We start from the raw sequence: 12,351 nt of genomic DNA on the forward strand, positions 1-12,351 counted from the left end.
GATGATTAACACCGCAACGCCCAGATTTTCCGGCCTGAGCATCGCGCGCCTCGTTTTTTCGGCATTGGCTGCAGCTATTGCAGTCGCTGCGTACCTGTTGTCGATGGATTTTGCACGCGGCGCCCGATTATTCCCCCAAGCTGTCTCCATTGTCGTCTTCGGCCTGGCCGTCGCCTCCATGGTTGTTACTGTGTGGCGAGGGCGCAAGGCCGAGCGCGTCGAAGACAACGCTCCGGAGACATCCGACCTCACATCCGACACGTCGTTCAAAGAGGTCTGGCCCTATCTGATCTGGATTATGGGCGCCTATCTGGGAATGTACCTGATCGGGTTTTTCCCAGCGGCGGGACTGTTCTGCCTGCTGTTTCTGTGGCGCGTGGCGCGCATGAAATGGCTTGGCAACATCGGAATGACCGCTCTTTGCCTACTCACGGTGCTTGCACTTGGAATGGGCCTCAACATCAGCTGGCCGCTAGGACTTCTTCCGCGCCTTCTGGCCTAATCACTATCTCAAGACAGGGTAATCGAGATGACCAAAGCAAAACGCATGCGCGAGCTCTTGAACGGGGACGAGCTCATCGTTTCTCCCGGCGTATTTGACGGCTACAGCGTGCGGCTTGTCGAACAGGCTGGGTTTAAAACCGCATCGACATCGGGCGCGGCGGTCTCCAATTCGCGTTTCGGCCAGCCTGATGTTGGCATCATGGGTATGCTCGATAATGCCCAGGCGGTGGCCCACCTTGCACGCAGCGTGTCCATACCTTTGATGGCCGATGCCGACACGGGCTATGGTAACGCGGTGACCGTACACCATGCGGTGCAGTATTTCGAAGAGGCTGGTGTAGTCGGCATTAACCTGGAAGATCAGGTCTGGCCCAAGCGCTGCGGCCATATGGAAGGCAAGCAGGTTATTGAGGCTCAAGAGATGGCAAAAAAGCTCGAAGCGGCCTGTAACGCTCGCCAGGACGATGACTTTGTTATCGTGGCCCGGACCGATGCGATTGCTATCGGTGGCATCGACGAAGCCGTGCGTCGCGCCAAGCTCTATGAGGCTGCGGGGGCGGACGTGCTTTTTCCCGATGCGGTGCGCGGTGAAGACGACATTAAGGCCCTTCGCGATGCCATCGACATTCCGATTACTGTCAATATGGGTTTTGGTATTCGAGCGCGCCCCACAACGCCTCTGATCCCGTTGCCGCGTCTGTCCGAACTTGGTGTCAAACGGGTCAGTCTTCCAAGGATGTTGCCCGCTGCCGCGATGCACGCAATGCGTCAGGCCCTTATGCTCATGAAGCAGTCGGTTGAAACTGGCGAAACTATGGACCGCTCCGACTTGTTGTTTGGCATACAAGACATCATGGACTTGATGGACTATTCCAAAATTCGCGAGCTTGAGGCGCGCTATACAACGGGCGCCTGATGGCGCGCGGAGCGGGAACACCGCCGATCTGGCTGCGGGGGCGGGCGTTTTTGCCCGCCATCGGTGCTGCGACGGTTGGGGGGGCGATCTTTACCTGGCTCGGTGTGCCGCTCGGCTGGATGCTTGGCGCCATGATCGCTTGTATGGTCATAACCATCTCGGGAGGGCGGCTTCAAAGCCCGCGCAAGCTCCGGCCCCCTATGGCGGTCCTCCTTGGACTGGCGATTGGTGCGGGGTTTCAGCCTCAAATGGTGGCCCAGATGGGCCAGTGGATCATTTCGCTCGTTCTGGTAATCCCGGTTTTGATTTCGGTCTCCTTATTGGGTCGGGCCTATTTCTCCCGCGTTGCCGGCTATGATCGACTTACTGCGTTGTACTGCGCCATTCCTGGTGGACTTTCGGAGATTGTGCTCCTGGCAGAACAGACAACAGCCGATGTTCGCACGATTGCGCTTGTCCATGCTGCTCGCATTGTCATCACCATCGGCGTGCTCTCAATTGGGGTGGGCCTCTTCGTCGACCTGAGCGCGGTTCCAAGTGCTTCCGGGGTCTCGCCCTTTGTCCCTGCCGCTGGTTCGTTTGTCGAATTGGGTATCCTTCTAGGTCTGGGCATTTTGGCCTGGGGCATTGGCAAGCGGATCGGGCTTCCCGCGCCTCACATGATTGCCCCCTTGGTTCTAAGCGCGGTCGCTCACATGAGCGGGTGGGTGGTGGTGGAATTACCCGCCGTCTTGGTTGCTGCTGCGCAGGTGGTGATTGGGGCGAGCATTGGCTGCCGTTTCGCTGGCACAAGGTTGGCATTTCTCGGCCGGGTCTTCGTGCATGGCTTGGTCTTCGTCGGAATTGTCCTCAGTTTTTGCCTGCTTCTGGCGTTCGGCTTAACGGGTTGGGTGGGGCAACCAGTTCCCACAATCGTTATGGCGTTCTCGCCTGGGGGGTTGACCGAGCTCTCGCTGCTGTCGTTGGCCGCTGGACTCGAGGCAGGCTACGTTGCTGCCCACCATCTGGTGAGACAGCTAACGGTGGTAACTGTTGCGCCCTTCTTGGCTCCCCGAACAAACATTTGAATTCATCATGTCATTTTCTGCCCCGGGCCGTGCGTGTATTGAGGACAGGCGAATGGTGGTATCGGGGGCTACAGACTTCCACCCTGACGCAAGCGTTGGGGGCGCAGCTGCGGCGCTTGTGCCAGCTTTGATGAAGCTCGGCTGGGCTCGGCGGAGATCTCCGGCGTCACCCTTGGGCCTGGATTTATTTTGTTGTCTCTTGGCCGGCTGCGGGAACGCCATGTTCAAACGGATCGTCCGGTCCGGTCTGGCTTTGAGGCCGGGCGGCCTTGGCGAGAGCGATTGGCACGGCCCAGCCGGTGCTTCCTGTTCCTGGCGCAGATCGCGGTTTGCGCTTCGGATGTGTCGATCATGGGGAGGGTCTGAACCGAGCCAAATTTCTTTCCTCTGTCTGTCGATGGACAAACACAGTTTTTCACAGACGAGCTATAGCCTGAGCCGATAGCTGGCCTCGCCAATCGGTATTGGACATTTCTTTGGGGTGACCACTAAGTCGATGCAAGAGTTGCTGAAAGAGGAGGCGATATGCGTTCGGACGAGTCGGGTCGAGACACACAAGGGGGTGAATGGGACGTCGTCGTGGTTGGTGGCGGGGGCAGTGGACTGGCTGCTGCCATCGAGGCGCGCAGCCTCGGGCGGCGCGTCGTTTTACTGGAGCGTGATAGCCGTTTGGGCGGCAGCACCGGCCGGTCGATCGGATCGTTCACCGCCAACAATACGCCGCAGCAGATCCGGGACGGAATCAAGGATTCTCCCGACGAACATTATGAGGACATGAAGCGTTTCTGCGAGCAATCCCCGCGTATTCATCGACAGGCTCGCAATGTCCCAGACAATGATGAACTGCGCCGGTTCTTTGTCGATAATGTTACCGACACCTTCAATTGGATCAGCGAGATGGGCGTCGTTTTTTACGGCCCTTTGCCCGAGCCCCCACACAGGCGGCCGCGCATGCACAACGTTCTACCCAACTCACGTGCCTACATCTATCACCTCGAGCGGCGCGCGCGGAAAATCGGGGTGGAAATCAAGACTTCGATGCGAGCCGTCGAGCTGATGGTCGAGCAAGATCGTGTGACCGGGATCAAATGTGAAACGCCGGCCGGTCAACGCCATGCCTTCAGGGCGAGGGGTGGGGTGGTTCTGACGACCGGCGATTTCAGTGCGGACCGTGATATGCGGGCACGGCATCTGCCAAGCCTGACGGACGTGCAGCCGGTCAATCCCCACAACAGTGGCGATGGTCATCGTATGGTGCTCGAACTCGGGGGACGGTTGATCGACACGGGCCTATACAGTGCCGGTATCCGTTTTCAGGCGCCGCCGCCGAGCTGGATCACCCGCTTGCCGCCCCAGCGCTTCTTTACCCGTATTATGGACTGGTCGATGCGCAGCCTGCCCGACTGGCTGCTCAGGCCAGTGGTGATGAGCTTTTTGACAACGATCCTGGTGCCATCTGCCAAGCTGTTTAAAGCCGGCGCTGTTCTGGTCAACAAGCATGGCGTGCGGTTTGTCAACGAGATCGACAATCCGGCGGACAGCGGGCGACCGGCGCTCGCGGACCAGCCCGACCAAATGGGCTACATCATTTTTGACGCTCGGGTATCTCGGCAGTTCGCGCAATGGCCCTATTACGTCTCGACAGCGCCAGGTGTGGCTTATGCCTATGTCCCGGACTATCGCCGCACTCGCCCCGACGTCTTCCACGAGGCCAAGACGATTGGTGAGTTGGCCGGAAAGATAGGCGTCGAGAGGTCGGTTCTCGAGGAGACGGTAAACGACTTCAATGCATCGCTTCCAATCGGAGACGACCAGCGCAAGCCGATGACCGAAGGCCCGTTTGTCGCAATGGGGCCGGTCCGTTTCTTTCTCAATTTTTCTGACAGTGGGATTGCCGTGGATACGCAGATGCGGGTTCTGGGAGCCGACGACATGCCCGTGCAGGGGCTTTTCGCCGCCGGGTTTACAGGGATGGGTGGAGTGCTGCTTGAGGGGCATGGGCACCACATTGCCTGGGCCTTTACCTCCGGACGCTTTGCCGGACGACATGCTGCCAACACGGTCACGACGCCGGCGGATCCTGTGTGATCAGGGTGGTCGAAGCGGAGCGGTCCGAATTCGGACTTGAGGCGAACCCACGCAATGACAACATTGGTAGTCCCGCTATTGTATGACGGGTGGACAAGGAGGTCGGCATGAACCGCCCGCGAACTTACGACATACTGGCTGATGCCTTTGCTGCAGAGCAGGTCGATGCCGTCTTCGCCCTGTGTGGCGATGCGAACATGCACTGGGTTTCAGCGCTGATCGAACGACACGGTACGCGGGTCATTCATGCCCGCCATGAAAACAGTGCGTGCTCAATGGCAATCGGCTACGCGCGCGCCTCTGGCCGTCCCGGTGTCGCCTCGGTAACGTGTGGGCCGGGGTTCACCCAGCTCATAACCGCGCTAACCACCGCGGCCAGAGGCAACATACCGCTCGTGGTGTTTGCCGGCGACAATCCCATTGCTAGCAGATGGAGCCTGCAAGATATCGACCTTGCGCCACTGGCCCGCGCATCCGGAGCTCATTTCATCGCATGCTCCGACAACGGGACCCTGTTGCGCAATGTGCGCGATGCATTCTACATCGCACGGTTTGAGCAGCGGCCCGTGGTTCTTGGCGTTCCGTACGACCTGCAGGCCATGCCGTTTGATTCTGATAGCGCGTATGAGCCTTCATCTGCAGTCATTCCTGACCTTGATCGCATGATTCCCAATCCAGCAATAATCGAGCAGGCGGCAGACCTCATCCATGCAGCGGAACGGCCCATTATTGTCGCCGGCAGGGGCGTTATGGATTCAGGAGCACGAGATGCAGTCCGCGCATTGGCCAAGCAGTGCGGGGCGCTGCTTGCCAACACTTTGCATGCTCGCTGCATGTTTGATGACGATCCCTATGCCATTGGGATTGCCGGCGGGTTTTCGACCGATCTGGGCCATGAGCTTTTTGCTGAAGCGGATCTTGTTATCGGCATTGGAGCAATGCTCGGCAATCATACTGCGTTCGGTGGAAAACTCTATGCAAACGCAAAGGTCATCCAGGTCAATACGAACCCCAAAGGGATCTCTCAGGGGATCAAGGTGGCCGATCTCCATGTCAGATCCGACGCTTTGGAAGGAGCTCAGGCGCTTGAAGACGCATTGCGGAAACGGGGACCCGTACGCATCGGGTTCCGGACCGAGGGCACTGCCCGACGGATACGGACTGAGACGGAGGACTCTCTCCAATTCACTATAGATCGAGGGACTGTTGATCCAAGGGCCATCATCAGGGAAATCGACCGGGTCGTGCCTAAGGACTGGTACATGGTAGGCGGCAGCGGACACAGTGCCTATTTCACGGTCACTCACATGCGCGATCGACCGCCGGAGCTCTTCCAGATGACTCGCGATTTCGGTGCCATCGGATCGAGCCTGTCCCACGCCATCGGAGCGGCAGTGGTGCGGCGCGATGGCAGGATCGTCTTGATCGACGGCGATGGCGGTATGCTGATGAATATATCGGAGCTCGAAACTATCCGTCGGCATGGGCTGAAAATGCTTATCGTCGTTCTCAACGACGGCGCGTTCGGCGCGGAGCTGCACAAACTGCTCGCCGATGGCCAAGCTGGAGAGATGACGATTTTCGGACGCGAAGACTTTGCAAGACTTGCGGACGGCTTTCGCTTGCGCGGCGCGACAATTTGCGAGGAGGGGCAGTGTGCCGACCTGTTCGCAGGACATCTATTAGGTGAAACGGCTGAAGTCTGGGACGTGCATGTGTCGCGGAATGTGGTTTCACCGTATTTTCGTCGCGCGCACTGAGCACGAGGAGCGGGTTTCATCAGCGTATGGCCCGCTAAAGATCCTGCGGCGGCGGGTACCAGCCGGTCATGCCATCCTCGATACAGGACGCAACGATCGGCCGGAGAAAGGACAAGACTTCCTCTAGCACTTCTTCGGCCAGAAACTTCGAAGCGATCAGCTGGACAGAACGGCTGATCGTGGGCTCGACGATCCGCAGTGCCGACAGTTCACCACGCCGGATTTCGTTGATGAACAAGCCCAGTGGCACAATAGAGCAGACCGGCTGCTGGGTCAGTATTTCCCGTTTCAGATTTATCGCTTCCACTTCCATGGCGATGTCGAGTCCGACTTCTTCCTGGGCGGCGAGGGCATCCACGATGCGCCGCAGACCGTGATCGGGCCCGTCCAAAACAAGTCTGAAATCTGAGACGGTGCGAAAGGCGATTTCTCGGTCATGGCCAGAAAGCAACTCAGGCTGTCCGACGAGAAAGAGGTCTTCACCATAGAGCGTAACGGCGTCAGTTCCTCTCGCTTCCAAGGCGCTGCAGATGGCCATATCCAGGCCGCTGGTTCTAACGAGGTTGCAGAGATCCTCAGAAAAATTCTGGTGGACACTGACATTGAGAGAGGAGGCGGCCATGCGGCTTAGCAATTCGGGAGCGATCGCCCGGCCGGCGGTTGGCGTCATGCCCAGTCGGAGTGGTTGGCGGGCCCCGGCACGAAAAGGCTGAAGTTTGACTTTGATGCTGTTGGCGCGCGCAAGAATAGCCTCGGCTTCATCGACCAGCGCGTTGCCAGCTGGAGTCAATGTAACGCCGCGCGAATGCCGATCGAAAAGCCGCACGTCGAGATAATCCTCCAACTGCTTGATCTGATAGCTGAGGGCGGGCTGGGAGATGTTCGCCAGCCGACCGCCTCCGATCATGCTGGACGCCCTCGCGACGGCAAGAAAATACCTCAGTTGCGTCAATAGCACGATTGATCTCTCCTCCTGGCCACGTAGTCCGCCGTCAATCATGGGTAATTTGTCTGGAAAGGCAAGTTGGCCAATGGGATCAACAATGACCCCGATCGCAGAGTCTCACGAAAAGCCCGTCTCAGGTCATTCAACGAATTATGATTATAAATCAATATCTTATTTCAGTTCTGGTTCGCCGCACCTTTCGCTTGCTGGCGAGCCATCAATCCAACTTATCGCAACGATCCACATTCGGTATTTGCCGTTACAGCGCAAAGACTGCAGCTTCGAGGCTGGGTGATAGGAATTTTGCGACCGGTCCCTGTCCCATCGCAATCTTTGTGGCATAGACCGGCGCATCTCAAGTCTGCCCTGTCCGTCGTGAACTGGGGGACTCGCGTAACCAAGTGGTCCGTCAGAGAGCGTCAGCACACAGCGTTGGGAATTAGAATTTGTGCGGGAGGGGCAGGGACTGCAACAATTGAACGTTGAAAGGGAGTGAGGAATGTACAAACTCGTAGCAGGTGCTGTTCTGGCGGCATCACTGATCATGCCGACGGCATCAGCGGCACAGGAATTTCCGGAACGCACAGTAACTGTAGTGGTCCCGTTCAGTGCAGGTGGCGGCAACGATACGTTGGCCCGTTTTCTGGCTGAAAAGCTATCCGAGCGTTGGTCCGAAAACGTCGTTGTTGAGAACCAGCCGGGTGCTGGAGGGACGATCGGCAGTGCCTCGGTCGCCAACGCGGAGGCCGATGGTTACACAGTGCTGTTCAGTTCGAGCTCGTTTGTTACGAGCGCGGCGGCACGGAGCGATCTCCCATTCGATGCCCTAGCGGACATCCAGCCTGTGGGGCAGGTGGGAGCATCAAGCCTGATCGTAGTGGGTTCGAACGACCTTCCGTTCGACGACATGAGCGGACTGGCCGAAGCGGCAAAAACGCGCACGGTCTTTTATGCCAACAGTGGCGGCGCGAGCATTTCTACGTTCGCTGCCGAGTTGTTCGCCGACATTGCCGAGGTCGAACTGAGGGCCGTCAATTATAGCGGTGCTTCGGAAATGCTGCTCGATATTACTGCTGGTCGCGTCGACGTCATGTTTGGAACGCCAGCGTCACTGATCGGCGCGGTTCAGGACGGCCGCGTCAAGGCACTTGCGGTGCTAGGACCAGAGCGCTTGCCAGAGCTTCCCGACACTCCGACGATCGCTGAGGCGGGGTATCCGGGGGGTGAATTCAGCAGCTGGTGGGGCGTATTTGCGCCAGCAGGAACCCCCGAAACCGTGCTGTCCGAGTTCAATGCCGCCATTAACGAAATCATGAACTCTCCCGATGGTGTGGACATCCTGGGCTCGGTGGCGGCTGTCCCGGTAAGCGCCAGTGTCGAAGAGTTTTCCAGCCTAATCGTGGACTCGCTCGACCGCCTCAAGGCCCTGGCTGTGGACCGCGGTTTGATCGACGGCTGAGCCGGTCACTCAGGGGCCGGTCGGCATAACCTGACCGGTCCTGATTGTGGAGGTCCAATAGAAGGGTCCTGGCACAAATGCATGAAGGCGAGACAATTCGCGATGCGAGGAGAGGTGCAAGGGCGCCATGGGTATGATCAATCAGAAAAATCTCGCTGCGGGCATCACTTATACGGTTTTTGGGGCGGCGGTGTCGCTAGCCTCCAGCCAGTTGCCCATCGGTACAGCTGCTGACATGAGGGCAGGCTATTTCCCACTTATGATCGGCATCGCCCTGATCGCGGTGGGATTGCTTCTCGCGTTGAGTGCACTGCGGTCGTCTCCTGTCAGGATCGACATGACCCTGCAAACACTGCGCCCCATGTTGTTTGCCTGTGCAGGCGTGGTGACTTTCGGGCTGCTGATCGGGCCGGGTGGAATCATCCTTGCTGTTCCGGCGATGTTTGTCTTCCTCGATCTGACGCTGGGACGGTTTTCGCCGCTGCGTTGGCTCGTCATGTCCACACTGATGGTGACTGCGGCCTGGTTGATTTTCAGGGTGGGATTGCAACTGCGGGTGGATCTTTTGCCTGCCATCCTGACAACGGGAAACTAGGATGGATATTTTTGCCAATCTTCAACTCGGACTGCAAACCGCCGTTACTATAGAGAATCTGGGGTTCGCTCTGGTCGGCTGTCTGTTGGGGACTTTGATCGGCGTGTTACCGGGGATGGGTCCCCTGGTGACCATCTCGATGCTCCTGCCGTTCACTTTCGGGATGGATCCGATATCTGCTCTGATCATGCTGGCCGGAATCTATTACGGTGGCGCCTATGGCGGATCGACCACAGCGATCCTGGTCAATGTCCCTGGAGAAACGTCTTCAGTCGTGACGGTGATTGACGGGCACAAAATGGCCCAGCAGGGCAGGGCAGGGGTGGCAATCTGCACGGCGGCGATCGGATCGTTCTTTGCTGGCTGCGTAGGCACGCTCTTGCTTGCAGCCTTCGCCACGCCATTAACCCGGCTGGCCCTAGAATTCGGCGCTGCCGAATATTTTTCGCTCATGCTTCTGGGGCTCGTGGGTGCAGTTTCGCTCACGTCCGGCTCCACGCTTAGCGCCATCGGCATGATCCTGGTCGGCATTATGCTTGGCCTTGTGGGGACCGATGTCCAAACGGGTATTCAGCGCTTTGTTTTCGACCAGCCCCAGCTCTGGGATGGTATCGATGTCGTTACTCTGGCGGTCGGAATTTTTGCCTTCGGCCATGCAGTTTCCGGGCTAAGGCTGACCCAGGATGCAGCCGTGACGCGTCCGGACGTTGGCTCGGTCTTTCCAACCCGACAGGACATCAAGCGGATGGTTCCGCCAATTTTGAGGGGAACGATGGTCGGCAGCGCGCTGGGGATTCTTCCCGGGGCGGGACAGGCGATCGCCTCGTTCATATCCTACAGTCTTGAACGCAAGGTTTCGCGCTATCGCCACGAGATGGGACACGGCGCAATCGAGGGGGTAGCTGCGCCGGAATCGGCCAACAATGCGGCCGCACAGACTGCGTTTATCCCCACACTGACACTGGGCATTCCGGGCAGCGGCACAATGGCTTTGTTGCTTGGCGCGATGGTGATGCACAACATCCAGCCCGGGCCACGTGTCATGGTGTCCAACCCCGATCTGTTCTGGGGGCTGATCGTCTCCATGTGGATCGGAAACCTCTTCTTGCTGATCCTCAACATTCCGCTCGTGGGCTTGTGGGTACAGCTCTTGAGGATTCCATATCGCTTCTTGTTTTTTGCGATCATCATGTTCAGCTGCTTTGGCATATTTGCGACGAATTTTTCGCCGTTCAGTATCTATCTTGCTGCCGGTATCGGGTTGGTGGGATATGTGCTCAAGCAGTTTGAGTGCGAACCCGCTCCGCTGCTGCTCGGGTTCATTCTCGGACCGATGATGGAAGAGAACTTCAGGCGTACGTTGATCCTGTCAGAGGGGGAGTACAGCGTCTTTGTCACCCAGCCGATATCTCTGGTTTTTCTTGTGGGATCGGTTGGATTGTTGATGATGGCGCTGTTTCCAAAAATCCGGCAAAAACGCGATGAAGTGGCCATCGAAGACGCCTGATTGCGTTGTTTTTTCGGCGCTCTTGAAGCTGAAATCAACCCTATCGTTTCGCTATTGGTACGGCGCGGCGCTCTCCAGACCGGAGGGCGCCGTGATTGCGACTGTCGATCCAGGTTATCGCTGGTTCTGACACGCGTGATGAAACGGAAGGTCATCGAAGACATCGGCCAGCTTCGGTGGGAGCTTCCTGGGTTTTTGTCTACGGCTGTTTTGCACCTCTGATGCCTCTTGTGCGGTTGTCGGTTCGCCGGGATTCCAGACGGATCGATGCGGCAAGAACTGACCATCAAAACCATGGATGGCTTTGATCGAAATTCAGTATTTGTTCCGTCTGAAAGAAGTCCCCAAAGTCAAAGTCAAGTAATGCCCGGCCGAGTCAATCCAGGTCGGATGCGGGCGCCGTTTGCCCTGGGCAGGGCACCATTCATGTAAGGATGATCCATGAGATATGTCGACGCGTTTAACCACTTTTTTCCCGAGGGTATCTGGTCGCGTATTCTCGAAATCCCGGGAACGGGCGCTGATATCGGAAAGCGCATGCGCGGCATTCCCTGTATCTATGATCTGGACGAACGGTTCAGGGTCATGGATCAGTTCGAAGACTACAAGCAAGTTCTTTCACTGGGGATGCCACCACTCGAGACCCTGGCTGGCCCGGAGACAACCCCGGAGTTGGCCCGTATCGCCAATGACGGGCTTGCCGAATTGGTTGATAAATGGCCGGACCGATTTGTGGGTTATCTGGCCTCGCTGCCCATGAATGCGCCAGACGAAGCCGCAGCCGAGGCTGAACGGGTTCTGGGCTCGGGTTCTGCCTGCGGACTTCAGGTTCATTCCAATATTAACGGAGCTCCGCTTGATGAGCCGCGCTTTTTTGGCGTGTTTGAAGCGGCGGCGCGGCATGGACGACCAGTGATGCTGCATCCGGCGCGCACGGCGAGCTTTCCCGACTACAGCACCGAAGATCGATCCGAATATGAGATCTGGTGGACGTTCGGCTGGCCCTATGAGACCAGCGTCGCCATGGCGCGTCTGGTGTTTTCCCAGATGATGGATCGGCTGCCCGATCTCAAGGTTCTGGCTCATCATCTCGGGGCTATGGTGCCATATTTCGAGGGGCGTGTGGGGCCCGGCTGGGACCAATTGGGAAACAGGACTTCTGACCGAAACCTCGGCGAATTGCTGGGCAAGCTGAAAAAGCGGCCGATTGAATATTTCAAGGATTTCTATGCGGATACCGCCGTGTTCGGGTCGCGGCCCGCGACGATCTGTGGGCTGAACTTCTACGGCGTCGACAAGGTGCTTTTCGCTTCGGATTCCCCTTTCGATCCGGAAAAGGGACCCGGCTATATCCGGGAGACGATTGCCATACTTGAGAGTCTCGACCTGCCTTCGGGCGATCTTGAGAAGATCTGTCACGGCAATGCCGAAAAGCTCTTTGGGCTGACGCCAGGTCGTTAGCGGCAAGGGATATTGCCGTGGTTCCATACGCTATTATAGGGAGGATAT

10 protein-coding genes are annotated in these 12,351 nt (G+C 57.8%); 9 read left to right on the top strand and 1 reads right to left on the bottom strand.

Annotation, left to right across the window (positions count from 1 at the left end; translation table 11 throughout):
• The first annotated feature begins 1 nt into the window (after position 1).
• The 5 genes from ACN0TA_RS14615 to ACN0TA_RS14635 all read left to right on the top strand — a co-directional run bounded on the left by ACN0TA_RS14615 (position 2) and on the right by ACN0TA_RS14635 (position 6,335).
• A complete protein-coding gene (locus tag ACN0TA_RS14615; RefSeq protein WP_417584403.1) occupies positions 2-502 on the top strand; it encodes a tripartite tricarboxylate transporter TctB family protein in 501 nt (166 codons plus the stop codon).
• A gap of 27 nt (positions 503-529) precedes the next feature.
• Positions 530-1,420 (top strand): isocitrate lyase/PEP mutase family protein, encoded by an 891-nt coding sequence (locus ACN0TA_RS14620; protein ID WP_417584218.1) that lies wholly within the window; start codon positions 530-532, stop codon positions 1,418-1,420.
• Positions 1,420-2,487, top strand: coding sequence for an AbrB family transcriptional regulator (locus tag ACN0TA_RS14625; protein ID WP_417584220.1), 1,068 nt, complete (start codon positions 1,420-1,422; stop codon positions 2,485-2,487). Before ACN0TA_RS14620 ends, ACN0TA_RS14625 begins: the two co-directional genes overlap by 1 nt.
• A 525-nt stretch (positions 2,488-3,012) precedes the next feature.
• On the top strand, positions 3,013-4,575 hold the full coding sequence (locus tag ACN0TA_RS14630; RefSeq protein WP_417584222.1) for an FAD-dependent oxidoreductase: 1,563 nt from the start codon (positions 3,013-3,015) through the stop codon (positions 4,573-4,575).
• Positions 4,576-4,682: 107 nt separating this feature from the next.
• The gene (locus ACN0TA_RS14635) at positions 4,683-6,335 is read left to right on the top strand and encodes a thiamine pyrophosphate-binding protein (RefSeq protein ID WP_417584224.1); all 1,653 of its coding nucleotides are present in this window, start codon (positions 4,683-4,685) and stop codon (positions 6,333-6,335) included.
• Positions 6,336-6,369: 34 nt separating this feature from the next.
• Here the strand turns inward: ACN0TA_RS14635 and ACN0TA_RS14640 are convergent, their stop codons facing one another.
• Positions 6,370-7,293 (bottom strand): LysR family transcriptional regulator, encoded by a 924-nt coding sequence (locus ACN0TA_RS14640; RefSeq protein ID WP_417584226.1) that lies wholly within the window; start codon positions 7,291-7,293, stop codon positions 6,370-6,372.
• 487 nt (positions 7,294-7,780) lie between these two features.
• On the opposite strand from ACN0TA_RS14640, the gene ACN0TA_RS14645 reads away from it, so the two are divergent.
• The 4 genes from ACN0TA_RS14645 to ACN0TA_RS14660 all read left to right on the top strand — a co-directional run bounded on the left by ACN0TA_RS14645 (position 7,781) and on the right by ACN0TA_RS14660 (position 12,303).
• Entirely contained in the window at positions 7,781-8,740 is a 960-nt protein-coding gene (locus tag ACN0TA_RS14645; RefSeq protein WP_417584228.1) for a Bug family tripartite tricarboxylate transporter substrate binding protein, read from the top strand.
• A 133-nt stretch (positions 8,741-8,873) separates the two neighbouring features.
• Positions 8,874-9,335: a tripartite tricarboxylate transporter TctB family protein gene (locus tag ACN0TA_RS14650; protein ID WP_417584230.1), complete on the top strand. Its 462-nt coding sequence runs from the start codon at positions 8,874-8,876 to the stop codon at positions 9,333-9,335.
• Between the two features lies 1 nt (position 9,336).
• Entirely contained in the window at positions 9,337-10,842 is a 1,506-nt protein-coding gene (locus tag ACN0TA_RS14655; protein WP_417584232.1) for a tripartite tricarboxylate transporter permease, read from the top strand.
• 441 nt (positions 10,843-11,283) lie between these two features.
• Positions 11,284-12,303 carry an amidohydrolase family protein gene (locus tag ACN0TA_RS14660; RefSeq protein ID WP_417584234.1) on the top strand — a complete coding sequence of 340 codons (1,020 nt, stop codon included), beginning with the start codon at positions 11,284-11,286 and terminating at the stop codon, positions 12,301-12,303.
• Positions 12,304-12,351 lie beyond the last annotated feature (48 nt).

This window comes from Pelagibacterium sp., from assembly GCF_048264985.1.
In the GTDB taxonomy this organism is placed as follows: domain Bacteria; phylum Pseudomonadota; class Alphaproteobacteria; order Rhizobiales; family Devosiaceae; genus Pelagibacterium.